Source organism: Roseibacillus persicicus (assembly GCF_014651675.1).
Classification (GTDB): domain Bacteria; phylum Verrucomicrobiota; class Verrucomicrobiia; order Verrucomicrobiales; family Akkermansiaceae; genus Roseibacillus; species Roseibacillus persicicus.
Genome location: NZ_BMXI01000016.1, coordinates 15,492 through 39,023, shown reverse-complemented (window position 1 = coordinate 39,023; position 23,532 = coordinate 15,492). Strand labels below are relative to the sequence as shown.

Sequence of the window (23,532 nt, the reverse complement as noted above, 5' to 3'; positions counted from 1 at the left end):
TGTGGGATGTGAGTATTACTTCATCTCAATGACTATCTTTTCCTCAGGAAGTCCTTCGGGTTGGGTGGTCAATGTGACGCTGCCAGCTTCGCCAGTCGGGGCGATGATGACGCTGGCGAGGCCGTTGAAGGTGGTGATGTTGTCACGCTGGAATCCGGCGCTGTCCATGGGGTCGCCATTGCAGACCGCGAGGATGCGGCCGGGACCCTCGATGCTGAGTTGGATGGGAACTGCAGCCTTGGGTGACATGGTCTCGTTGCCATCCTCGGCGGTGAGGGTCACATAGGCGAGCTGGCGGTCGGCGATGGAGACCTCGTCCCGGTCGCTGGCTAGTTTGACCGCAGCGGGAGGGCCTGCGGTGGTGTGAGCGGTCGTGACAACCACTTCGCCATCGATGCTGGCCTCCAGACGAATTTCTCCAGCTTGATAGGGAACCATCCACTGGAGGTGCATGTCGTTCTCTTCGGTGAAGGTTTGGACCCCGAGGGATTCGCCATTGAGGAAGAGTTCCGCGCTGTCGCAGTTGGTGTAGCACTGCACGGGGATATCGGTTCCTTCCTTGCCGGTCCAGGTCCAGTGGGGGAGGAGGTGGGCCATGGGCTCCTCGGTCCATTGGCTTTGATAGAAGTAGTAGGTGTCCTTGGGGAAATTGCAGAGGTCGATGATGCCGAAGTTGCCGAGCACGCGGGGCCAGCCTCCGGACTCGCCGATGTAGTCAAAGCCTGTCCAGCGGAACTCGCCAGCCATGAACTCGAAGTCGCGGGTGAGACGCCAGGAGTCGCGTGAGCTGATGCGCACGCCGGCGTTGTCGTAGGAGGACTCGTATTTGTTATGAGTCTCGGGGAACACTTCTTCGGCAGTGAGGTCGGCGGGTTGGTGCTTGGGCTCGCGGTAGCGGGAGAGGGTGCGGTATTCGCCGCGAGTTTGCAGGGAGTGGGGAACCTCGGAGGCATACATTTTCCGCTCGGGGAATTGCAGTTTGTCTTGCTCATACTGGAAGCAGGAGCCGCCTCCGCCATTGTAACCCACGATATCGAGGAGCTCCGCAAAGCCGCTTTCATTGGCCCCCGCGATGAAGTTGCAACCGGCAGTGACCGGGCGGGAAGGGTCGAGCTTGTGACAGAGGTCGCGCATCTGGATCAGAGTCTCGGTCTCGCCATACTTCTGCGCCTCGGGGACCTCGTTGCCGATGCTCCACATGATGACGGAGGGGTGATTGAAGTCGCGCTTGATGTGATCGGAGAGGTCGCGCTCCCACCACTCGTCGATGTGGAGATGGTAGCCGTAGCGGACGGCGGGACGGTCGCGGTTCGCGACCAGCTGGCCGTTCTCGGACTTCCAGCCATAACGCCACTTGTCGAAGGTCTCGTTGACGACGAGGAAGCCCATCTCGTCACAGAGGTCCATGAGCTCGGGAGAAGAGGGGTTGTGGGCGGTGCGGATGGAGTTGCAGCCCATTTCCTTGAGCATCACGAGGCGGCGCTTCAAGGCGTCATCCCAGAGGGCGACGCCCAAAGGTCCCAAGTCGTCGTGGTTGCACATGCCTTTCAGAATCAGGCTCTCACCGTTCAGGAAAAAGCCTTTGTCCTTGTCGAAGCGAAACTCGCGAATCCCGAAAGTGGTTTCGAGTGCATCCGCTTGTTTGTCGCCGACGAGAAGTTCGGTGGATAGAGAGTAGAGGTTGGGTGAATCAGGGGACCAAAGGCGTGGCTGGGGGACTTTTAGTTTTTGTGCAACGGTTTGTTCTGATTTTGGAGCCAGGGTGACCTCGGTCGAGACGGTCTGGGACTCGGCAGAGATCTTTACCGTGATGGATTCTTCGCGGTCGGAGTCATTGCGAACCGTTGTCTCGACCGCGACGGTGGCGGCGTCCTTTGTAATCTCGGGAGTGGTGATCGCGGTTCCCCAGTGGGCGACATGGATTCGGTCGGTCTGGGTGAGCCGCACGTGGCGATAGATTCCCGAACCCGTATACCAGCGCGAGGAGGGTTGGAGGGAGTTGTCGACGCGCACTGCCAACACGTTTTCTCCCTCGGACTTGAGGTGAGGGGTGAGGTCGTATTGAAAGCCGAGGTAACCAAAGGGACGTTTGCCCACGGAGTGGCCATTAATCCAGACTTCGCTGTTCTTGTAGACGCCATCGAACTCAATCGCAGTGCGCAGCTCGCCGGAAGTCGGAGTGGTGAAGGTCTTGCGATACCAACCGATGCCGCAGGGGAGGAAGCCGCCGGGGGCTCCCGCAGGGGCTTTTTGGTCGAAGGGACCTTCCGCGCTCCAGTCGTGGGGCAAGTCGAGTTTGCGCCATTGGGAGTGGTCGAAGTCGACCTTCTGCGCGCCCTCGACATCCTCTTTGGCAAAGAACCAGCCGTCGTCGAAATTGGTGCGGACGCGAGATTGGGAGTCAGTCGCGGCTTGGGCTGTTTTGGCAGCGGAGAGATCGTCTGCAGCAGAGAGATTGCCAAGTGACAAGCAGGTGGCAAGCAGGAGGGATGGTAGGGCGAATTTAGGGTTCATATGGGAAGTCAGGATGTGGAATAGTAGGGAAAAAGTCGTATAGACAGCAGGTGGCGGGGTGTTAGTGGGCAGCAAGTCGCGAAGCCAAGGTCGGTTCAAAAGGTGAATTTGACTTCTTGCTGTAAGCTTCGTTTCGATACAATGTTTCAAAAATTATCATGAAGTGCCACACTAAAGGAATAATCGTATACACTCTCGCCGCCAGTTCCGTCTTTACAGCGTCGGGCAAAGAAAACGGATTAAAGCTCGCGGGAGTCTTTGCCGATCACATGGTGCTTCAACAGCAGACCGACGCCTCGATTTGGGGCTTTGCAGAAGCTGGAGAAACCGTGACCGTGACACCCTCCTGGAGCCGGAGAGGAGAAAAGGTGAAAGCCAACAAAGAGGGGAAATGGCTGACGACAATCGAGACTCCCAAAGCGGGCGGCCCCTTCACCATCGAGGTGGAAAGTGGCGACGAGAAAGTGGAGCTCAAGGACGTTCTAAGTGGCGAGGTCTGGATCTGCTCGGGGCAGTCTAACATGCAGTGGAAGATGCGCGGCTTCGGCGTCGACCACTTCGAGGACGACGTCAAGAAGGCCAAGCATCCGGAGATTCGTTTTTGTGATGTTCCGCAGTTGTTGGGATTGGAGGAGCAGGACGACGTCCAAACCCGCTGGACGGTCTGCTCGCCGAACACGGTGCTGAACTTTAGCGCGGTGGCGTATTTCTTTGGCTCGCAGTTGCACGAGGAACTGGACGTGCCCATCGGTTTGGTTTCGACCAACTGGGGTGGTTCCAGTGCCGAGGCCTGGATGAGCGAAGAGGTCTTGCAGAAAGACTTTCCCGAATTCAAAGAGCCGTTGAAAAAGAGCGCCAAGCTGGTGGATGATTTGGGCTCGGTTTTTCCTCGTGGCAAGGACGTGCCGAAGGGCTTGAATCAACGCACTCCGGCGGTGCTCTACAACTCCATGATCAAGCCGCTGCAGCCTTTCGCCATGCGTGGGGTGATTTGGTATCAGGGGGAATCCAACGTGAAGGCTCCCGAGCAGTATCAGACTCTCTTTCCTCGATTGATTCAGAGCTGGCGCGCGGATTGGCAGCAGGGCGACTTTCCTTTTTACTTCGTCCAGATCGCACCCTTTGCCTACAAGGCCGAGCCGATCCCGGTTGCATTTCTTCGGGAGGCCCAAGCGATGGCTTTGGCTGAACCGAACACCGGAATGGTGGTCACAATGGATGTGGGTCAAGTCGACAACATTCATCCCAAGGACAAGAAGCCAGTGGGGGAACGTCTCGCGCGATTGGCGCTCGCTCGTGACTATGGCAAAGAAGGTTTGGTGGATTCCGGCCCGATGTATGAAAGCTTCAAAGTGGAAGGAAAGAAAGTTCGCCTATCCTTCAAAGGCATTGGAGGTGGTTTAGTCAGCCGTGATGGTGAGCCCTTGAGTCACTTTACGGTTGCCAAAAGAAACGGACCCTTCGTGGAAGCCCAGGCTGAGATCGACGGCGACACCGTGGTGGTTTGGAGCGATGAGGTGAGCCGGCCTGCCGACGTGCGCTTCGCCTGGGGCAATGCGGATGAGCCCAACCTGATGAATAAAGAAGGTCTGCCCGCCGCCCAGTTCCGCACCGACGATCGTCCAATCAAGTAGGCTGACCGTGAGCTTAGCCATTCGTCTGCGCAATGGCGAACACATCAAAGCACCCAAAATCAGGGTGCTTTTTTTTGGCGGGATTACTTCGCGGGAATTTCGTTCACCGTGTAGTAGGCGTCGACGTGGAGCAGTTCGTCCTTCTCGGTCGAAAGCACGTCGGTGACCTTGATGTGATGGACATGTCCTTGCACAACCCCTTCGACCTTCAGGCGGACATTGAGGCCATCATCGGAAACCTTGGCGGAAAGGACCTTGGGTTCGGTCTGGTCCACCTCGGGACTGCCGTAACCGGACTGATAGATGTGGGTGAAGGTGTCCATGGTGTAGTTCTCGGACTGACTCGCAGTCTCGGGATCGACGGGCTTGGTGAATTCCAGCAAGAAGCCATCGGGTTCGATGGTGACCTCTTTGATTTCGAAGGGGGTGATTCCCGTCCAATCCAAGCGTTCAAGGATGTTGGTGCGCGAGCCCCGCACCGGCCAGCCGCGGGTGGTTCCTCCTGTGAGAAGCTGCCCTGCGGGAGTGAAGTGACTATTGAGGATGCCGGTGGAAAGACCTTCGCGGAAGGGGTAGCAAGCCCCTTGCCAGACGCCATTCACTTCTTCCATCGTCGCTCGCATCACCACGCTGATGGTGTGGTCGCCGATGAAGATTTGTCCGCCAAAGGGACCGAATTTCCCGTCCGTTTCGTCTACCACGAAGCCCGAAGTGGAACGTCCCATGCGCATGAATGGGAAGACCACTGCGTAGGGAACCAGCTCCTTCACGCGCTCACGTTCGATCTCCATGCGGGAGGGCGAATTGGGCTCCACGGGCACGGGGCCCATTTCGGGAGCGAACTCATACCAGTTGTAGCTGATGGGGTGGCCCATGAAGCCGCTGGGCTTAAGAACTTTGAGGGAACATGAGCCGTTCCAAGGTCCTTGGCTTTCGGTGTAAATCATCACGCCGTGTCCGTTGTCACCTACGCCGAGGGGACTACGCAGACCGCTGGCGATCGGGGTGGCTTCTCCGTCCGCGGAAATCTTGAAGGCCCAGCCCCGGAAGAGCGCGTCCGAGTAGTAGGACTTCGAGAGTCCAAGCGCGACCCAGATGTTGCCTTCGTCATCGAACTTCGAGCCCAGCGCATACTCGTGATAATTGGCGAAACCCCAGACGTCGGACACGGTGTCGTAGCGGTCCGCCCGGCCGTCATTATCGGTATCGGTGACGCGAGTGAGCTCCGCGGCGTGGGTGGCGTAGAAAGAGCCGTCCCTCCAATCCAACCCTAACAATTCGTCGAAGCCAGCCGCGAATTTGTGAAAGGTAGGGTCTGGGATGGGCAGGGAAAGGCCGTCCACGATAAAGATGTCGCCCCGCCGGGAACCGATTGCAATTTTGCCGTCAGGCGTTGTGGCGAAGCAACCGGGCTCGATGAAGTGAGGCTCGGGCACCGTGATGCGGGTGATGCGATAGTAATTCTCCTCCCGCTCGGCTGTGCCCCAGGTGTCGGCCAAGGGTTCGGCGGCGGGCAATGCAGTCGCCAGGGTCAGTAGGGTGAAGACGGTTTTCATTTCGTGAGGAATTCGTAGGTGATGGTAAAGGACTCGGCACCAGCTAGAGGAACGATGAGCTCTTGTTGTGAATCAACGGTTCGGATTTGGCCCGGAAGAGAGAGTTTCATCTGGAGCTGGCCATCGAGCAGGTAGGTCTTTTCGTCGGCTCCGGCAGTCACTTTCTCGCCGGCAGCAACGCGGAAGAAGAGCTTTTCACTGCCTTTTTTGTCAAAGGTCAGACTACGCACGAAGGTCGAACCATCGGATTGGTCTTCGAAGAAGTCCTTGATCTCCATTCCGTCAAAAAGGTAGCGGAAGGTCGGGCGTTGGACAGCGTCCAGTGTGTAGCCCTTGAACTGGAATCCGGGGGCTTTGACGGCTTCTTCCACCACGGGCCAAGCGGCTTCCATATCGTCTAACAGCGCAAGAGCAGGGCCGACTGGGAAGCGGTAGACGGTCTTGCTGCGCTCTTTCACAAAGCCCGAGCCTTGGCCGCGCCAGACTGCCGACATCTCGCCGAACGGTCCCTGCCAAAGAGAACCCAAACGGCATTGCGCCGCGTCGAAAGCGATGTTGAGTTCGGAGGGATAGCCGACTCCGATTCCGCGCTTGCCGATGCCGGTGTATTGGCGTCGCAGCATGACGGCTTCTCCTTGATCGGCATCGAGGAAGATGGGTTCGGGGCGCACTCCGGAAGGCATGCGGGCTTGCTGGCCTGGTTCGAGATACTGCCAGATGGCGTCGATTTGCTTTCCGCGGTCACCGTCTAACATCTCCGGGCGAATCGACTTTCCGTCAGGCCAGAAGTTGGGCATGATGGTGGTGCCGTGGAATTGCTGTGGATTGCGCAAAAAGAGGTGGAACCAGTTTTCGGTCAAGCGGTTTGCCATGACGGTCATGTCGATGGCGTTGAGTGTGGTCATGGCGTGCCCGTTGAAGGTGTGGCAGGCCACGCAGGAGAAGTGCTGGTCCCCGACAAGAGTTTGTCCCGCCAGACGGGCGTCCTTGTTGACCTCATTGCGGGTGAACTCAGCCACCGGGAGTTTGTCGTGAGCGAGAAACAGTTCTAACAAGTCCTTGGTTGGCGCGGAGCCATAAGCGGGCATCCGAGTGTTCATGTAGGGGCGCTGTTTGCTGCCATTAGTCAAGGTTTCCTTCAAGGTATAGGGGATGAGCTTTGCTCCGATGTGACTGAGGGAAGGGGGAATACGCGCTTGTTCGCCGAGGTTGAGATTGGTGGTTGTGAAGTAACTGTCCCGGCCATCTCCGGGGCCGCCTTTGCCATCGCGCTGGTGACAGGCATAGCAATTGAGCTGGGTCATCTGGAAGTCGATTTCCCGTTGGGGGTCCCATTCGTCATCCATTGACTGCAAGGCGGCTTGAATCCAAGACGTTTGGGTTTCGGTCAGCTGATAGTCGGTCGCCGAGCAGTCCCTGTTTCCGTCGAGCTCGGTAAGAGCTTTGGCCAATGGCAAAGGGGCTTGCTCGGGATCATGGCACTGGGCGCAGTGGAGCTTCTCAAACCACTCTTTTCCTGCGGCCACGCGAGAGAGATCGGCTTGAACCGATTCTCTAACCTTCGCGTCGCGGAGAAGGTAGCTGGCCAAGTCGGTGGCCTCGGAAAGCTCCAGCTGGAAGTCCGGCATTCGGGCGCTGGGGCGGGCTTTGTGTGGATTCTCAAGAAAAGCGACCAAGGCCGAGTGAATGAATTTCTCGCCGAGACGATGGAGCGGAATGGAATTTTCGAGAGAACTGCCTTCGGGATTGTGGCAAGCAACGCAGCCAACCTGATGATAAAGCTCTTTCCCCCGGGCAGTTGACTCGGCACTGGGCTTGGGAGCCGGGAGAGTGGGCGTTCCTTCCGTCTGGAGACTGAGAATATAGTCGCTGAGAGATTTGGCTGCTTCGACTTGTTCCTCCTTTTCAAGCGAACCCAAGAGGTTGGGCATGGTTGTGCCGGGCTTGGCCTGATGAGGATCGGTTAGAAATTCTTCCAAGTAGCTCTGCTGGATTCGGGTGCTGGTTTCCCTGAGTGCAGGAGCGCCCTTTGCTTGCAGGCTGGAGTTATGGCAGGCGACGCAGTTGAGCTCGGTGAGGAGCACGCGCCCGGCAAGGATGGCGTCCATCTCGCGATCGAGACCACCGATGATGGGTTGCGCAAGGGCAGCGGAGCCGAGCGACAGGCAAGCGGCGGTGAGCAGCGGGTAGCGGTAGGAGAGAGAAGGTTTCAAGAAGGTGTTCGATTGGAAGTTATGAGCCGCACCCGCAGCCTGTTCCACAAGCTGCGGCTTTGCGGGCGGCGAGTTTTTCTTCGAGAGCAATGGCGGTTGGAGTAATGGAAAGTCCACCGAGATTGGTGCAACGCACTTCGCGCGGCATTTGCGTGGCGACCTGTTTGGCTGTCTCGATGACCTCATCGAGCGGGATGACGGGGTCGTATCCGGCCAAGGCCATATTGGCACAAGAGAGAGCATTGCTGGCGGCCATCACGTTCTTGCCGAGACAAGGAACTTCCACCCGGTTGGCCACGGGATCGCAGATGAGGCCGATCATGCTTTGGAAGGCCATGGAAGAAGCTGCGACGGCTTGGTCGAGTGGCCCGTCGGCAAGAGTCACCAAAGCGGCCGCGGCCATGCAAGCAGCGGAACCGCCTTCAGCCTGGCACCCTCCGACTTCGGCGGCAAAGGTCCAGCGGGTGGCGATGAAGACACCAATCAGGCCGGCCGCAAGGAGGGCTTTAGCCATTTCGGTTTCGTCCTTTTCCATCGCTTCAGCCATTGCGACCACGGCTCCCGGGAGGGCGGCGCAGGCCCCGGCGGTTGGAGCGGCGATGATCACGCCCATGGAACTTTTCACCTCCATCAGAGCGGTGACGTAGAGAATGATGCGATTGAGCGCTCCGCCTTCCAGTAGGCCTCCGGATTGCATCAAGTCGTTGAAACGTCCGGACTGGTGACCCAAAACGCGGTCATCGTATTCGGTGCCGGCGATCCCCTCGGCGATGGAACGGCGAACGATTCGAATGATCTCGACCATTTTAGCCAGAACCTCATCTTCAGTGATTCCTCCGCGTGCCATTTCGTATTGAGCGGCCAGTTTCCAAAGGGGAGTTCCTTTTTCCGCATCGAATTCGAGCATCTCGGCACAGCTGCCAAAGGGGACTTCAACCTGGTCGCCTGAAAGAACTGGCAGCACGGGATGGAGTCGACGCACCGTCTTGACCTCGGGCAAGAGAGCCACGATTTCCGGGCTCACGAAGTCAGCGGCTTTCACCTCGATGAGGTGGTGTCCGTTCTGTTGGTGGAGAATGATATCGTGGGCGTTCATCTCCTTGGAAAGGAGAGTGATGGCAGCTTCGGGCGAGCCTTCGACCCATAGCAAGGTCTCGCAACAGTCGCCGAAAAAAGAGACTGGGAAGCCGTCCAGGTCGATGACTTCCATCATGCCTCCGCCAGTGGAGATAGCCCGCATGGTATGGGTGCCACCTTTGCCATGCAGAGTCAGTCGATAGGTATTGGGGTGGGGGTCTTGGACGTCGATAGTCTCGATCGAGACCCGCACCCCGGTATCGATGAAAGCTTGCATGGAGCCGGGGAGAAGTTCGTCTGCGGCTTCCCAACCCATCAGGCCACCGAATAGACCCATGTCCGACCCTTGTGAATCGTGGGTATTGGGAAGCGAGCCGTGGACGTCGAATTCAATTAGAACATCCGTGAATTCGCCCTCCATCAAGTCGCGAGCCAGACGGCCGATGCGGAGGGCCGCAGCACAGTGCGAACTGGAGGGACCCCGCATGACAGGGCCGATGACATCATTGAAAATACTGACTTTCATTTCGGGAGATTGGGGTGGCGCGAGCTAGGAATCTTCTCTTTTCCCAAGAAGAGCCACCAAGCCAAAAGAGTAAAGCACCTGAAAGGCCAAACAACCGGAAAGGTGATTTTTTGACAGGAAGTTGCAAATACGCCTTGGAACGCTTTTCGAGAGATCAAAAAAATCCTCACAAACCAAAAGGCTTGTGAGGATAAAGAGAAGAAGAGGCTTTCTCGCTAATTGAGCCCCATTGGGGGTTAGTCCCGGCTCATGAAGATGCGCAGGATATACCAGAAGAGGAGGGCAATGCTGGCGAAGAGTCCCAAGGATGCCGCCACGTATTGGTCGGTGCGGTAGTGGTGGATCATGTTCGAGGTGTTGTAGAGAATCGAACCCGCCGCGAGCGCGACCATCACGGCCGAGAAAACCAGGCCGAGGTTGAAGCCGAAGATCACACCGGCCACAATGACGGCTAGGGCGATGAGGAAGCCGACCTTCAGGATTCCTCCCAGAAAGCTAAAGTCCTTCTTGGTGGTGAAGGCGACAAAGGTCAGGGCGAGAAACAAGGCCAAGGTGGCGAGTGCCGCTTGGGGAATGACCGCCGGGGAGGAATACAGCGTGGCCATCGCCATGATGGGCAGGAAGATGATGGCTTCCGCGATGACATAGAGACCGAGGCCGAGATACTGCGTCGAAAGCGAGGTCGAGGAGTGGGCCCACTTGTTGGCGAGCCAGGAGACTCCCATGAACGCGCCCAACACGATGAGCCAGTTCATGCCTCCGGTCATTTTGAAGGCGAGGTTCACCACCGCCGGGATTTGCAATAGCCCGGAAAGCAGCAGCGCAAACATTCCGATTGCGCCCGCAACATGGAAGTAGGTCTTGCGAATAAACTCGGCACGCTGATCCACGGGGGCAGCGCTCACTGAATAGGGGTTGGCTTGGTCAAACATCGTTTTAACTACGAAATCATCGTAGCCGAGTTTCCCAATTTTGCGAAGATTTTTGCTCGGCTTCGCGCTCAGTCCCCGGTGGGCAGCTTTCGGGCATCATTCGCGGCTCGAAAGGCCTCGTGACCAGTTGATTTTCCTGGGAGCAAAGGAGCTTCGCGTTCAGGGAGGTGGGATGCCAGTTCATCGGCCAGTTTCCTATCAGAGGGACTAACCGGAGACTGATGAAGGAGGTTGAAATGCTCGTCGGGATCGGTGCGATGGTCGTAGAGTTCTTCGGAACCATCCGCGTATCGGATGTAGCGCATTCTTTCGGTGCGAATGGCGATGTTCCCGGGCCCGAAGGAGGTGAGCGCGGGATGTTGCCAAGCCGCTTGGGGATCCTCGAGCAAGGGCACCAGGGACTGGCCCTCTTGCTTTGGATCCGCGGGGAGGGAGGCCAGTTCGAGCAAGGTGGGAAAGATGTCGAGAAGCTCGGCAGGTCGGGCGGAAACTTTGTCTCCCTGATACCCGGGTGCGGAGATGATGAGAGGAATCCGCGTCCCATCTTCCCAAAGACTGCGTTTGGCCCACCGTTCTTTTTCTCCGAGATGGAAGCCGTGATCGGAGAACAGAACGACGATGGTGTTGTCGCGGTGGGGGGAGGCCTCCAGCGCGTCGAGAACCCGGCCAACTTGATGATCCGCGAAGGCGATGGAGGCGAGATAGGCTTGCACCGCGTGTTTCCACTGACCGGCTGTGGTCATCCAACTGTGGGTGGGCGCGACGTGATTGAGCGTCGTCAGGTCCCGGGCATAGGGAGAGATGTCAGCCAGATCGTTCTCCCTCACTTTGGGTAATTGGATTTGTTCGCGGGGAAAAAGGTCGAACCATTTTTGCGGTGCATACATCGGAACGTGAGGGCGCCAAAAACCGACACCCATCAGAAACGGCGTTTCATGCTCCTTTCCCAGTTGCTCTATCGCCCAGTCGGCGACCTTTTCATCTGGCATTTCCTCGTCTTTCTCCGGAAAGGCACCCCAGTCCCAAAGCGGGTGTCCGTGGGGTTGGGACAGCTTCTTGGCCGGACGAGGACCGAAGCCGCCCATGTTGCCTCCATACTCTTGGAAGTAGCGCTGGTCATGGCCATGAAAGAGTTTGCCCGCTGCGAGGGTGCGATAGCCTTCTTTGGCAAAGACTTCCGGAAGAGTCGGGAGGTCTCTGAGGGCGGGGGCTTTTTTGAGATCGGGAGCCAGGAAGTAGACCCCTGAAGAGTGCGGATACCGTCCCGTCATCAAGCTGGCTCGCGATGGATTGCAGACGGGGGCCTGGCAATGGGCGTTGGCAAAAAGGGTTCCGCTTTTCGCCAATCGGTCGATATTGGGAGTTCGCGCCTGTGGGTGACCCTGCAGGCAGCCAACCCAATCGTTCAGATCATCAATCGAGATGAGGAGGATATTGGGCTTAGAGAGAACGGGAATGGCAAGCCCGAGAAAAAACAGAGTTCGAAGAGCCGCTATCATCGGCCCATCTTCTGTATCTCGTCATTTCTGACAAGGCCATAGAAGGTCCACTCATGATCTCGCCCCCACATCAACGGGGGCGAAGCGTCGCGAGTGGTTGGGACGGTCTACTTCCCAAGCAGCGCCAAGATCGGCTGGGGGTAGAGACCGAGGAAGATGATGAGGATCGCGGCCGGGTAGATGACGGCTTTGGCGGTGCTGGAAAGGTAGATTTCCGGACCGTGCTCGGAGGGGCTCCAGAACATCTCGCGAATCACTTTGAAATAGAAGTAGAAGCCTGCTGCGGCTCCCACGAATCCGCATCCAACAGCCAACCAAAGGTCGGAGTAAACGGCAGCGCGGAAGACAAAGAACTTACCCACGAATCCCACTGTCAGTGGCAAGCCGGCCAATGCGGAGAAGATGATGGTGAGGGTCCAAGCGAGGGAAGGGTGGGTCTGGGCAAGGCCGCGGAGCGAAGCGATGCTTTCGCTACCGGTGCTTTGGCTGATGGACTGCAGGGCGAAGAGGGCCGCAACGGTCATAATGAGGTAGGTGGCGAGGTAGAAACCAACCACCTGGAAGGAGGAGAGGTCTGTCTCGCTAGAGCCTTTCCAAGCGGCCACCGCGAGAAGGATGAAGCCCGCATTGGCGACCGAGGAGTAAGCGAGGAGACGCTTCAGGTTGGTCTGTGCAATCGCGGCCAAGCTGCCGACCAAAATGGTTGCGGCGGCGAGGATGGTGAGGATGAAGATGGTCTTGTCGCGGGTGATTTCGTGAGTCAGGAAAGGCTCGAGAATGCGCATGGCGACAATGAAACCGGCGGCCTTGGAGCCGACGGAAAGGAAGGTGGTGGTGGGGGTGGGAGCGCCTTGGTAAACGTCGGGAATCCACAGGTGCATGGGAACCGCGCCAACCTTGAAGGCGAGGGCTACCACGATGAGGGCGATGCCGAAGAGCAGGGCGGTGGTGTTCTGCGCGATATTGTTAGTCGAGAGGGCTTCGGGGCTGAGGACCAGATTGATGGCCTCCAGGCTCATGGTGCCAGTGATGCCGTAAATCCAAGCGATTCCGTAGACCAGGAATCCGGTGGAAAGCGCACCGAGAATGAGATACTTCACGCCCGCTTCCAGTGAACCGACATTGCGGCGCATGTAGGCAACCAGAACGTAGAACGTGATGGTGGTCAGCTCGAGCGCGACGAAGGCCATGACGAGGTCTTTGGCGGAAGCCATCCACATCATGCCGGCGCAGGCAAAGAGGGGCAGGGCGTAGAACTCACCAGTGCCGTCCTCGGAGGAGGGGTCTTCGGTGAAGCGGGTGAGAACCTTGCGATAATCAATCGCCATCAGAAGCATCAGGGCGGTGATGATGAGGGCAAATCCCTTGAAGAAGATGGCCTGGTCATCAGTGGCGTAGAAGCGGTCGAGCTCGGGGCCTGAGATGTCGCGATTGGCGAAGATGAGCAGAACAAAAGTCGCCACGAGACCGGCGACGGCAAACCAGCCGAGGATGGCCTTTTTTTCGCGAGGAAAGAAAGCCTCAGCCAGCAGGACGATAAGCCCGAGTGCGACGACGATGACTTCGAGATAGTGAAGAGGAAGATGCATGGATGTGAGAATCGTTCGGATGAGTTACGGGGCCTCGACAAGGGAGACTTCGGGCTCGACAGCTTCAGCCGTGGGGTTGAAGAGGTTGAAAAGGATGTTGGGGTAGAGCCCGACCACCAGCAGCGCGGCGGCGAGGATGAGGGCGGGAATCTTCTCGCTCATATTCAGGTCCTCGGCGGACTCGGTGAGCTTGACCGGGGCGGCGTGGAAGATGTTTCGCACTGCACGCAGCATGTAGATGGCGGAGATGACCACCCCGAAGATGGCGATGATGGTGGCAATCTGGACGGCGCCAAGTGGCTGACCAGCATCCCAGTTTTTAAACCCGGAGAGGAAGACCGCTGCTTCACCGGCAAAGTTGGCGAGGCCGGGGAGACCGATGGACGCCATTCCAGCGAGCCCGAAGAGGAAGGCTAGACCGGGTGCGGACTTGGCCAAGCCACCGAGCTCCTCCATGCGGAGGCTGCCGGTTTTGCTTTCGATGCGATCGGAGAGGGCGAAAAGGAGGGCGATGGACACTCCGTGACCGAACATCAGGACCACAGCCGCAGGCAGGGCGATGTTGTTGGCGTCGGTCGAGCCCGCTGCGATGAGCGCGGCGATGGCGAGGAACACGTAGCCCATGTGCATCACCGAGGAGTTGGCGAGCATGCTGTCGAGGCGCTTCTGGTTGATGGTCACCATGCCGACCCAAAGAATATTACCAAGCAGCAGCACGACGAGAGCGACGAGCCAGTGCTGCATACCTTCCGGCACAAGGGGAAAGAGACGGAGCAGTCCGTAGAGGCCGAACTTTTTCAAAACCCCCGCATGCAGCATCGCAACCGGAGTGGGCGCCGAGGCGTAGGCTGGAGCGGCCCAAGAGTGAAAGGGAAAGAGCGAAACCAAGACGCCGAAGCCCACGAGGAGGAGAGCTGCGATGCCGATTTGGTCTCCGCTGTCCACCTGGCCGGCGAGGATATCCTTGAAGAGAAGGGAGGGGGATTCAGTCGCCGCAACCAGCCAGAGCAAACCGGCGAGAAGCACGATGGAACCGAAGGCGAGGTAGATCGTGATTTTCCAAGCCGCAGCCTTGCGGTCGCCTTTGCCCAACATTCCGATCATCAGGAAGGTCGGAATCAACGCTAGCTCGTGGAAAGCGTAGAAGAAGAAGAGGTCGGTGGAGAGAAAGGCACCCAGAGCGCCGAGTGAGATGAGCAAGACTGACGAGAACCAAAGGCGCTCGCGGCCTTCGGGGCATTTGCCCGCGAGAACGGCGGCAATGGGCACCAGAGTGGTCAGCAGCATCATGATAACCGCCATGGCATCGGGGAGACCGAGGGCGAGGGTAATCTGGGGCTTGGCCAATACGATCAGTTCGAAGGCTCCCAACTGTTCCGGAGCCGCCACTTGGGTCCAGACAATGGAGGTGACCAAGGCGATGCCAAAGTTGCCGACAGACGCCATCAGGGCGATGTTGCGAGCGGGCCCACCAGCAATGATGGCCACAAGGGCAACCAGTGGAATGGCGAGGAGAAGGATGAGTGTTTGGTCAATCATGACGGTTCAGATGAAATGGGAAAGTTGGGAAAACGGGTTTCGTCTATTTGACAAAGACAGTGAGGTAGATGACCAGAAGGACTCCCACCCCCATCAGCAGGGAGTAGGTCTGCAGGGAACCCGATTGTGCGCGGTTGAAAAGTTGTCCCAAGGCCGCCGAACAGCGGGCGAGTCCGCCGACGATGAGGCCGTTGATGATGAATCCGTCGAGGAAGTCGATGACGGCCGCTTTCACATTGATGCCGTATTTGACCAACTGGTCGTAGCCTTTGTCGATATAGAGACGATTGGCGAAAGCCTTGGAGACGGGGTTGTTGGACAGAGGGTCGCTCTTCTTGTTGAAGTAAAAGACGAAGGCTCCGGCAGCTCCGAGCAAAATGGCTCCGATAGAGGTGAAGAAGGGCGTTTTGGCTTCGAATGGAACGTGGTGAAACTGCGGAGCAAGAGGTTCAGCGACAAACTTGTAGCCGGAGAAGACCGCCATCACTGCGAGAAGTACCAGCGGCAGAAGCATGATGGGTTTGACCTCAGCAGCATCCTTGGAATGCTTGGAGCGGTTTTCCCCAAGGAAGACCACGATGAAAAGGCGGCCCATGTAGAAAGTGGTCATCGCGGCGACCACGGCGACGAGCACAAAGAGGTAGATGTTGCTGTGGAGGGTCTCGTGAAGAATCTGCTCTTTGGAGAAGAAGCCCGAAGTCATCGGAAAGCCTGCCAAAGCCAAGGTGCCGACCGCGAAGGTGATGGCGGTGATGGGCATCTTCTTGAAGAGACCACCCATTTTCCAAATATTCTGCTCGTGGTGGCAGGCATAGATGATGGCACCGGATCCGAGGAAGAGGAGAGCCTTGAACCATGCGTGGGTGTAGAGGTGGAACATCGAGATTTCCGTCGAGTGCCCATGAGCTACTCCCAGCATGAGAACCATGTAGCCGAGCTGCGAAAGGGTGGAGTAGGCGAGAATCTTTTTGATGTCGTTCTGTTGAGTGGCCATCAGGGCCGCCATCAGGGAAGTGATGCCACCAACCCAGGCGATGGTGTCGGTCGACCACTGGGGGAAGGCTTCGAAGCCGACCGAGACGAACACGCGGGCCATCATGTAGACCCCGGCCGCTACCATGGTGGCGGCGTGGATGAGCGCGGAAACGGGGGTCGGGCCTTCCATCGCGTCTGGCAACCAGACGTGGAGGGGCGCTTGCGCGGACTTGCCGACCGCACCACAGAAGATGCAAAGCAAAGTCGCTCCCAAGATGCCTGCGGTGAGGCCTTCGGGTAGGTTCATCTCGCCGAAAGTCAGCGTGCCAGTGATGGCCCAGAGCATAAGGATTCCGACCATGAAGCCCCAGTCACCGATGCGATTGACGCAAAAGGCTTTCTTCGCGGCATCGGCCGCCGATGCCTTGGTGAACCAGTGTCCAATCAGAAGGTAGGAAGACAGACCCACCAGCTCCCAGAAAATGAACATCATCAGGAAGTTGTCCGCCAAGACGATGCCGGTCATGGAGAACATGAAGAGCGAGAGCCCGCAGAAGTAGCGTGCTTTGGCCTCGTCGCTTGCCATGTAGGCCAGCGAGAATACATGGACCAGAGTGCCCACTCCGGTGACCACCAGCATCATGTTGATCGCCATTTTATCGACCACGAGACCGATGTTGATGAGAGGTTCACCTCCGAAACTGGCCCAAGCAAACTGAAGCGGTTCCTTGATGTCGTTCCCCAGAAGGAGAATGGTCAGAATCAAGGTCGCCAGAGCTGAACCCGTGGAGATCAGTGCGGAAAGGTGGGCGTTCTTTTTGAGACCGAGATGAATCGCGGCCGCACTGAGAAGCGGAAGGAGGAGGAGAAGCCAGGCGTGCATTGGGAAATTTTTTGGACAGGATTGACAGGATTAAGCAGGATTGGACTCGGTGGAATTGGTAGGCCGGTAGATTCGGAACTTTTTCTTAAATTCAAGGCGCTGAGAGCCGAAATTGAAGAGGAGGCCGACATTGATCCCAGTTGCGGTGAGATAATTGACGGTCTGAACTTCGTGCTTATCGATAAGTTTGGTGACGGCCTTAAGTTCGAGGATGAGGCATTCTTGAACGAGGATGTCGGCTTTGAACTCACCCACCAGTTGGGAGCGATAATGCACCGCGAGTGGGGCTTCAACCGCGTGGGGGACCCTCTGATGGTTCAGTTCGATGGAGAGAGCCTTCTGATAAACGGACTCAAGAAATCCCGGACCAAGCTCGCGATGAACAGCCATAGCACAGCCAATCACCTTACCAGTGAGCTGCTCCATTTCTGACGGGTTCAAATTCAAAGCTAATCCTGTAAAATCCTGTTAATTCTGTCCAAAAAATCACCCGCGCATCGAAGTCAAATCATCCACATTCACCGTCTGACGGGCCCGATAGAGGGCGACGATGATGGCGAGGCCGACGGCTACTTCGGCAGCGGCTACGGTGATGATGAAGAAGACGAGCACTTGGCCGTTGTAGTCGGGAAGTCCGTCGAAGGTGCTGAGATTGTGACGGGAAAAGGCGACGAGGGTCAGGTTGGCGGCGGCGAGCATCATCTCCAGGCACATGAAGATGACAATGATGTTGCGGCGCACGATGACGCCAGCCAGCCCGATGGCAAAGAGGATGCCACTGACCATGAGATATTCGCTAAGTGAGACGGGGTTCATCGGGTGAGAAGAGTTGAGGTTTCGGGTTGCCGGATATCAGTTGCTCTTGGCAGGGCTGCCTTTTTTGGAAAGAACGACCACTCCAATGGTGGCGACTACCAGCAGAACGCCCATCACTTGAAGAGGGAGGTTGTTGCTGGTGTCATCGAAACCGAAGGATTGGCTCGCGGCCTTGTCGGCACGACCGGCGAAAACGGTGCGACCGACCAAGTGAACATCAGGGAGCTGGTTGTCTTCGAGGTTGGCCTGAATCTTTCCGACCGGGACATCGGCTGGGTCGAATTCTTCGCCTGCTTTCTTGGCTTTCTCTTGATAGAGGTCCAGGGAAGCTTGTTGGTGGGCGGTGGCGGCGGTTTTGAGGTCGAGCTCTTGGAAAGGCTCAAAATCGGACTTGAGCAGGACTCCCAGAATTTGCAGGAGCAAAATGGTCGGAACCACTGCGCCGGCCGCGATGTTGGCTGGCTTCCAGACCCGCTTTTCTTCGGCCTTGAGGTCGAGGAGCATGATGATGAACACGAAGAGCACCATGATGGCACCGGCGTAGACCAGAATCTGGATGATCCCGACGAAGTAGGCATTGAGTCCTACAAAAAGGGCGGCCATTCCGACGAACGCACCCACCATCCAGAGGGCGCTTGAGACGGGATTTTTCACAATCACCATCAGACACGCTGACAAGACCGCGAGGACGGAGAAGAGGTAGAAGAGAACTTGAGGCATGGTGGGTATGAGAAATTGGGAGATTGGAAAATTGGGATATTTAGGGCCGGGGCTTTGCGTTCGCAATCTTGGCGCTACGTTCCAGCCAAGACATATATCCGTTGAGAATTTTCAATGCGGTTTCAAAAAGGGTGCGTGCTTCAGAGATGATTGATGGGGCAATGAGCTCGTCGTCTTCGCAAACGATCAGGTGGTCAAGGGTTTCGGTGAGAGAACCTCGTGCGTTGGAGCAAAATTTGTAATTATCGCGGTAATGGTAGCGTCCATGTCCCTCCGCAATATTCGCAGTGACGGAGCGGGAGGCGCGCTTGATCTGGTCGGCCAGACTAAACTCTTTCTGAGAGATTAGGGAGGGGACTACTTGGCGAAATACAAACACACGAAGTTTGCGGCCTGCTTTCCAAGCCTCCAACTCCTCGAATGTTTTTGTATCCAATGCCATAACCCAATTATCCAAATTTTCTCAATGTCCCAATCTCTGCTCCGCAACTATTTCAATTCGTTCCACTTATTCACCAGCCCGACTCGCTTGCCGCCGATTTCGTAGAGTTTCTCCTTGTCGTGCACCATTTCGGCCCGGCTGAGACCGGTGATGGCGTAGTCCTTGCGGAGGTAGATGGCTTGCTCGGGGCAGACTTCCTCGCACATGCCGCAGTAGATGCAGCGGATCATGTCGATGTCGAAGGCCTTGGGTCGTTTCTCGACCTTGGCCCACTCGTCATCGGAGGGGATTTCGCCGGGAACGATCTTGATCGCTTTGGGCGGGCAAATGAATTCGCAGAGTTGGCAGGAGACACAACGTTCGCGGTCCTGCTCGTCGGTGACGAGGGCGGGGGCTCCGCGATAGTATTCGGGGAGCTCGCCATCCCACTTCTGCTCGGGATACTGCATGGTGACCCCGAGCCCGGAACCGTTCAGCGAGTCCGCGCCCCGGGATTTTCCGGCCAGAGATTTGAAAGCGTGTCCCAAAGTGACGAGGAAGCCTTTGAAGATCGAAGGCAACGTCAGCTTTTCGCTGGTGGTGAGGGTGGGGCGTTGGAGTTTGACGACGGGCATGGAAGGAATGGGCTAGAAATTGGAAAGGACGGTCCTAGTTGACGGGGGCGGGCTTGGCTTTGACGGGCGCGACGCGCTTGCCGGGGCCGACTTGGTTGTCGATCGTTTTGGCGAGGTAGAAGACGAAGGCCGAGAAGGCGGCGAGAGCAGCGAGAGCGGCCCAGAAAGCGATAGGGCCTTCTTTATCGAGGGCAGGTTTGGCGATGATGAGCGCGGTGAGGACGATGTTGATGAGGGCGAGCTCGAAGAAGATGACCCAACCGAGCTTCATCAACTGGTCGTAGCGGAAACGCGGGATGGACCAGCGCACGAGGATGAAGAAGAGGATGAAGCCGATGACCTTGGTAAGGAAGCAGCCGAGGTGGATGAAGGTCGCAATGATGCCGCCGGAAGCCAACCATTCGGCATTGGACCAACCGAAAGGCAAGGACCAGCCACCCAGGAACATGGTCACGATGAGAGCGGAGCCGATGACCATTGCGGCGTATTCACCCAGGAAGAAGAGGGCGAACTTCATGGAAGAGTATTCGGTGTGATAACCACCCACGAGCTCGGTTTCACATTCGGCCAAGTCGAAGGGAGTGCGGTTGGTTTCCGCGAAGATGGAAATGGTGAAGATGATGAAGGCCAGCATCATGGGGAGCCAGAGGATCCACTGCTGCAAGCCACCCGCATCCCAGAAACCACCGCTCAGGATGTGTCCGCCCTCGTTCCAGAGGGGAAGAATCAGCCAGCCATTGACTGATTGCTCCTGCACAATGCGACCCAAGTTGAGTTCGCCGAAGACCAGTAAAACGGGGATGATGGAGAGACCAAGGGCGATTTCGTAGGAAATCATTTGGGCGGAAGCACGAATGCCGCCGAGGAAGGGGAACTTCGAGTTGGAGGCCCAACCCGCAATCGCGATACCGTAGACGGCGAGAGAGGAGATGGCAAAGATGAAGAGGGGGCCGACATTGAGGTCGGCGATAGCCATGGAAAGAGGAACGTCGCGTCCTTCGATTGCGATTGGGCTGGAAAAGGGGATGACCGCGATGGTGATGAGGGACGGAACCATCGTCATGCAGGGTGCCAACCAGAAGAAGTGCTTCCGGACGTGCGCGGGGGTGAAGTCCTCTTTCAGAATGAACTTGAGTCCGTCCGCGATGGGCTGGGTCAGTCCGCCGAGGGGAAGCTTGATGTCGTTTTTGAAACCCAGAATCGAAGTCGGAATCATGGTCCGGTTCGGTCCCACCCGGTCCTGAATGATGGCTGAAAAGCGGCGCTCAGCGTAAACGGCGTAGGCCACGAAGGTCAGCACGATCGTGAAGTAGAGCCCCATCTTGATGACGGTGGCGATGAGAAAAGCGAGGTCGAGTTCCATGATTGGAGAGAGTTTTTAACCGCAGATGAACGCAGATTTGCGCAGATTTTGGTTTGGTGTGATTTGTTGAATCAGTGAAGGAAAAGGAAAGTGGATGACGCTGGGTGCGCTGTGACTGAATTGGGAGCAATGGAAAAGACTTTTCATCGTCTGTCTCAATAACTCGGAATCTGCGTTCATCTGCGTCAATCTGCGGTTGAGTAATTAGCCAACAATTTCGCGGTTCTCGATCCGCTTCCTTTCTTTCTCCAAGAGAGGGATCGTTTCGCCGGTGTCCTTGACCTGCACTCCTAGGTCGCCGATTTTCTGGAGCGTCAGGTCCTTGAACTCGGCCACTTCGTCGGCGAGCATTTGGAAAACGTCCTGAATTTTTTGCGGCTTGGGCCCTTCGGGATTCAGTTCGGCAAGGAGAGCCGAGAGGATTTCCCAATCGGGTGCGGATTCGCCGGGAGGGAGAATGGCGCGATTGAGTCTCTGGAGACGGCCGGTGACGTTGACCATCGAGCCGCGTTTCTCCGCAAAGCTGGCTCCGGGAAGAACCACGTGGGCTTTTCCTGCGGTCGCGTTGGAAAGAATGTTGAGCACGACCAGGTGCTGAAGCTTCGAGAGCTCGTCGGAGCTGTAACCGCTTTCGGTAAGGTCCTCGCCAATGACGAGGGCGGCCTTGATTTGACCGGAGGCGATGTCGCCTTTGATCTGGTCGTATTTTTCGAAAGGATTGTCGTCCCCAAGCACCATCTTCGCTCCCGTGGTATTGGGGTTGCGGTCGGCGCTGATCAGCTTGCCGTCGGATTCGCCAAAGCGGCCGATGAGCACGAGGTTGTCGGTGCCGAGAGCTTCTTTGATCTTCTTGATGAGAAGCAGTTCCTCGTTGGTGCCGCGGGCCGAGGCGATGATGGCGACTTCGTTGCCGGGAAGGCCTTCGAAGCCGAGAGCGGCTTCCTTCACCGCGCGTTCCATGGTGGTGGAAGCGTGTTGGCCTCCGCTGAGAGTCAGGGGAGAGGTGAGGCGGCGGTCGGAGTGGATTTCGTGGAAAGCGAGACGGTGGCTGTCGGGCATCCAGGCGGAGTTGACCTCGTTGTTCTCGCGGGGCGTTACCCGGAAAATCTCGTTGCCACGGGTCCAAATCGTGGTGTTGCAGCCAGTGCCGCAGTTCACGTCGATGGACGGGGTCTCCTTGAGGAACCAGACTCGCATTTGGAAACGGAAGTCGTTGCTGGTCAAGGCTCCCACGGGACAAATGTCCACCGTGTTGAGACCGTAATTGTTGTCCAGCTTGCGTCCCGGGTGGACCGAAAGGGTGGTGTGGGTGCCGCGATCGGTGAATCCGAGCACGGGGTCGTCGGCGACCTCGTCCATGAAGCGGATGCAACGCGAGCACATGATGCAGCGCTCGTCATCAAGGCGGATGCGGGGGCCGATATCGACGTTTTTCGGCTTCTTGACCTTGTTTTCTTGGAAACGGGAGGTGCCTTTGCCGTGTTCGACAGAGAATTCTTGCAGTGAACATTCGCCCGCCTGGTCGCAGATCGGACAATCCAGCGGGTGGTTGATGAGGAGAAACTCCATCACGCCCTCGCGGCACTTTTCGACCAGATCTCCGCCGGTGCGGATACCCATGTTCTCGCCTACGGTATTGGCGCAAGCGATCACGGGGCGGGGCATCCAGCCGATTTCCTGATAGCCGTCTTCGCCGAATTTGGGCTCTTCACCAGGCGCTGGACGCGGTGGCATGCCCATCTGGACCAAGCACATGCGGCAATTGCCCGGGGAGGAAAGTTTGGGGTGATAGCAGTAGTGGGGAACCTCCTTTTCCGCCATTTTACAGGCTTCAATCATACGGGTTCCCTTGGGCACTTGAATCCAGTGCCCATCGATTTGGACGTTCACCATGCCCTTTTCGGCAGCAAGGTCCTTGGGCAGCGTTGGGGTGGTCGTGGCAGAATCGCTCATCGAAATACGGCGGGACTATGAGCACCCAACGAATCAGGGGCAAGCGGACTTTGTGAAATTTTTCACAAAGTCGGTTTCAGGAGGGCGCGATAAGGGATTGGGCAGCAAGATTTGGGTCGGTTCCGACTGGGAAACTGCTCCTTAAGGTGGGCAGGGGCTACTTGGAAATCACAAAGCCCTTCAGCGAGTCGTCGACCTCGATGGGCGTGGTCATCTGGCCCTTGATGTGGTGGGAGAGGGCGGATTCTTCGCTGAGGTCCTGAAGATACTCTTCGATTTCCTCTTCTTCTCCCTGCAAAACCAGCTTCACCGTGCCCTCGGGCAGGTTTTCCACGCTGCCGGTGAGGTCATAGCCTTTTGCCAATTCTTTGCAGGTGTAGCGAAAGCCCACTCCCTGCACCCGGCCTTCGAAAATAGTCTGTCGAGCAATCATCAGCGGCGGGAGTCTGGAGAAGATGGACGGGCTTTCAATGTGGAATGTGCTGTTGGGGTGATTTTTGGGAGGGGGAGTTTTTTTGGACCAGGATGGATAGGATGGATTGGATTTTTTTGGTTTCTAATTGGGGTGGGAGAGGTGGGGGGGGCTCTTTGGTGGAAGGGGGATTTCTTTGAGGAACCGCAGATTGACGCAGATGAACGCAGATTTGACGTGATACTGTTAAAGGTGATCTGGGTTCTTTTTGGACC

General features: G+C 57.2%; 18 protein-coding genes. 1 reads left to right on the top strand and 17 read right to left on the bottom strand.

Annotated features, from left to right (window positions below):
* Positions 1 to 15 precede the first annotated feature (15 nt).
* A complete protein-coding gene (locus tag IE099_RS16715) occupies positions 16 to 2,514 on the bottom strand; it encodes a glycoside hydrolase family 2 TIM barrel-domain containing protein (RefSeq protein ID WP_189572448.1) in 2,499 nt (832 codons plus the stop codon).
* A 158-nt stretch (positions 2,515 to 2,672) separates the two neighbouring features.
* Here IE099_RS16715 and IE099_RS16710 point away from each other — a divergent pair, with 158 nt between their 5' ends.
* Entirely contained in the window at positions 2,673 to 4,148 is a 1,476-nt protein-coding gene (locus IE099_RS16710) for a sialate O-acetylesterase (RefSeq protein ID WP_189572445.1), read from the top strand.
* Positions 4,149 to 4,231: 83 nt separating this feature from the next.
* Here IE099_RS16710 and IE099_RS16705 read toward each other — a convergent pair whose 3' ends face one another.
* From IE099_RS16705 to IE099_RS16630, 16 genes are all read right to left on the bottom strand, one after another.
* Positions 4,232 to 5,704, bottom strand: a complete 1,473-nt coding sequence (locus IE099_RS16705; RefSeq protein WP_189572442.1) for a hypothetical protein — start codon at positions 5,702 to 5,704, stop codon at positions 4,232 to 4,234.
* A complete protein-coding gene (locus tag IE099_RS16700; protein ID WP_189572438.1) occupies positions 5,701 to 7,917 on the bottom strand; it encodes a c-type cytochrome in 2,217 nt (738 codons plus the stop codon). Before IE099_RS16700 ends, IE099_RS16705 begins: the two co-directional genes overlap by 4 nt.
* A gap of 19 nt (positions 7,918 to 7,936) precedes the next feature.
* Positions 7,937 to 9,520 (bottom strand): L-serine ammonia-lyase, iron-sulfur-dependent, subunit alpha, encoded by a 1,584-nt coding sequence (locus tag IE099_RS16695; RefSeq protein WP_189572435.1) that lies wholly within the window; start codon positions 9,518 to 9,520, stop codon positions 7,937 to 7,939.
* Between the two features lie 236 nt (positions 9,521 to 9,756).
* Positions 9,757 to 10,452, bottom strand: a complete 696-nt coding sequence (locus tag IE099_RS16690) for a Bax inhibitor-1/YccA family protein (protein WP_189572432.1) — start codon at positions 10,450 to 10,452, stop codon at positions 9,757 to 9,759.
* 68 nt (positions 10,453 to 10,520) lie between these two features.
* Positions 10,521 to 11,951 (bottom strand): sulfatase, encoded by a 1,431-nt coding sequence (locus IE099_RS16685; RefSeq protein WP_189572429.1) that lies wholly within the window; start codon positions 11,949 to 11,951, stop codon positions 10,521 to 10,523.
* A 107-nt stretch (positions 11,952 to 12,058) separates the two neighbouring features.
* The gene (locus tag IE099_RS16680; protein ID WP_189572426.1) at positions 12,059 to 13,540 is read right to left on the bottom strand and encodes an NADH-quinone oxidoreductase subunit N; all 1,482 of its coding nucleotides are present in this window, start codon (positions 13,538 to 13,540) and stop codon (positions 12,059 to 12,061) included.
* Between the two features lie 24 nt (positions 13,541 to 13,564).
* Positions 13,565 to 15,079, bottom strand: a complete 1,515-nt coding sequence (locus IE099_RS16675) for a complex I subunit 4 family protein (RefSeq protein WP_189572423.1) — start codon at positions 15,077 to 15,079, stop codon at positions 13,565 to 13,567.
* Between the two features lie 43 nt (positions 15,080 to 15,122).
* Positions 15,123 to 16,937 (bottom strand): NADH-quinone oxidoreductase subunit L, encoded by a 1,815-nt coding sequence (nuoL, locus tag IE099_RS16670; RefSeq protein ID WP_189572419.1) that lies wholly within the window; start codon positions 16,935 to 16,937, stop codon positions 15,123 to 15,125.
* 30 nt (positions 16,938 to 16,967) lie between these two features.
* Positions 16,968 to 17,363: a GxxExxY protein gene (locus IE099_RS16665; RefSeq protein WP_189572416.1), complete on the bottom strand. Its 396-nt coding sequence runs from the start codon at positions 17,361 to 17,363 to the stop codon at positions 16,968 to 16,970.
* A gap of 60 nt (positions 17,364 to 17,423) precedes the next feature.
* Positions 17,424 to 17,753 carry an NADH-quinone oxidoreductase subunit NuoK gene (nuoK, locus tag IE099_RS16660; RefSeq protein ID WP_189572413.1) on the bottom strand — a complete coding sequence of 110 codons (330 nt, stop codon included), beginning with the start codon at positions 17,751 to 17,753 and terminating at the stop codon, positions 17,424 to 17,426.
* A gap of 36 nt (positions 17,754 to 17,789) precedes the next feature.
* Positions 17,790 to 18,473 (bottom strand): NADH-quinone oxidoreductase subunit J family protein, encoded by a 684-nt coding sequence (locus IE099_RS16655; RefSeq protein WP_189572410.1) that lies wholly within the window; start codon positions 18,471 to 18,473, stop codon positions 17,790 to 17,792.
* A 40-nt stretch (positions 18,474 to 18,513) separates the two neighbouring features.
* Positions 18,514 to 18,915 carry a four helix bundle protein gene (locus IE099_RS16650; RefSeq protein WP_189572407.1) on the bottom strand — a complete coding sequence of 134 codons (402 nt, stop codon included), beginning with the start codon at positions 18,913 to 18,915 and terminating at the stop codon, positions 18,514 to 18,516.
* A 47-nt stretch (positions 18,916 to 18,962) separates the two neighbouring features.
* On the bottom strand, positions 18,963 to 19,529 hold the full coding sequence (locus IE099_RS16645; protein ID WP_189572404.1) for a NuoI/complex I 23 kDa subunit family protein: 567 nt from the start codon (positions 19,527 to 19,529) through the stop codon (positions 18,963 to 18,965).
* 34 nt (positions 19,530 to 19,563) lie between these two features.
* On the bottom strand, positions 19,564 to 20,892 hold the full coding sequence (locus IE099_RS16640) for a complex I subunit 1/NuoH family protein (protein WP_189572401.1): 1,329 nt from the start codon (positions 20,890 to 20,892) through the stop codon (positions 19,564 to 19,566).
* 204 nt (positions 20,893 to 21,096) lie between these two features.
* Positions 21,097 to 22,845: an NADH-quinone oxidoreductase subunit G gene (locus IE099_RS16635; RefSeq protein ID WP_189572398.1), complete on the bottom strand. Its 1,749-nt coding sequence runs from the start codon at positions 22,843 to 22,845 to the stop codon at positions 21,097 to 21,099.
* Between the two features lie 157 nt (positions 22,846 to 23,002).
* Complete coding sequence (locus IE099_RS16630; RefSeq protein WP_189572395.1) at positions 23,003 to 23,278, bottom strand: acylphosphatase; 276 nt, start codon at positions 23,276 to 23,278, stop codon at positions 23,003 to 23,005.
* Positions 23,279 to 23,532 lie beyond the last annotated feature (254 nt).

Excerpts from the sequence above, each read along its gene's own strand:
- IE099_RS16695 (WP_189572435.1), bottom strand. The coding sequence starts at position 9,520 with ATGAAAGTCAGTATTTTCAATGATGTCATCGGCCCTGTCATGCGGGGT.
- IE099_RS16650 (WP_189572407.1), bottom strand. The coding sequence starts at position 18,915 with ATGGCATTGGATACAAAAACATTCGAGGAGTTGGAGGCTTGGAAAGCA.
- IE099_RS16690 (WP_189572432.1), bottom strand. The coding sequence starts at position 10,452 with ATGTTTGACCAAGCCAACCCCTATTCAGTGAGCGCTGCCCCCGTGGAT.
- IE099_RS16630 (WP_189572395.1), bottom strand. The coding sequence starts at position 23,278 with ATGATTGCTCGACAGACTATTTTCGAAGGCCGGGTGCAGGGAGTGGGC.
- nuoL (WP_189572419.1), bottom strand. The coding sequence starts at position 16,937 with ATGCACGCCTGGCTTCTCCTCCTCCTTCCGCTTCTCAGTGCGGCCGCG.
- IE099_RS16675 (WP_189572423.1), bottom strand. The coding sequence starts at position 15,079 with ATGATTGACCAAACACTCATCCTTCTCCTCGCCATTCCACTGGTTGCC.
- IE099_RS16655 (WP_189572410.1), bottom strand. The coding sequence starts at position 18,473 with ATGCCTCAAGTTCTCTTCTACCTCTTCTCCGTCCTCGCGGTCTTGTCA.
- IE099_RS16635 (WP_189572398.1), bottom strand. The coding sequence starts at position 22,845 with ATGAGCGATTCTGCCACGACCACCCCAACGCTGCCCAAGGACCTTGCT.
- IE099_RS16640 (WP_189572401.1), bottom strand. The coding sequence starts at position 20,892 with ATGGAACTCGACCTCGCTTTTCTCATCGCCACCGTCATCAAGATGGGG.
- IE099_RS16665 (WP_189572416.1), bottom strand. The coding sequence starts at position 17,363 with ATGGAGCAGCTCACTGGTAAGGTGATTGGCTGTGCTATGGCTGTTCAT.
- nuoK (WP_189572413.1), bottom strand. The coding sequence starts at position 17,753 with ATGAACCCCGTCTCACTTAGCGAATATCTCATGGTCAGTGGCATCCTC.
- IE099_RS16680 (WP_189572426.1), bottom strand. The coding sequence starts at position 13,540 with ATGCATCTTCCTCTTCACTATCTCGAAGTCATCGTCGTCGCACTCGGG.
- IE099_RS16710 (WP_189572445.1), top strand. The coding sequence starts at position 2,673 with ATGAAGTGCCACACTAAAGGAATAATCGTATACACTCTCGCCGCCAGT.
- IE099_RS16685 (WP_189572429.1), bottom strand. The coding sequence starts at position 11,951 with ATGATAGCGGCTCTTCGAACTCTGTTTTTTCTCGGGCTTGCCATTCCC.
- IE099_RS16645 (WP_189572404.1), bottom strand. The coding sequence starts at position 19,529 with ATGCCCGTCGTCAAACTCCAACGCCCCACCCTCACCACCAGCGAAAAG.
- IE099_RS16715 (WP_189572448.1), bottom strand. The coding sequence starts at position 2,514 with ATGAACCCTAAATTCGCCCTACCATCCCTCCTGCTTGCCACCTGCTTG.
- IE099_RS16705 (WP_189572442.1), bottom strand. The coding sequence starts at position 5,704 with ATGAAAACCGTCTTCACCCTACTGACCCTGGCGACTGCATTGCCCGCC.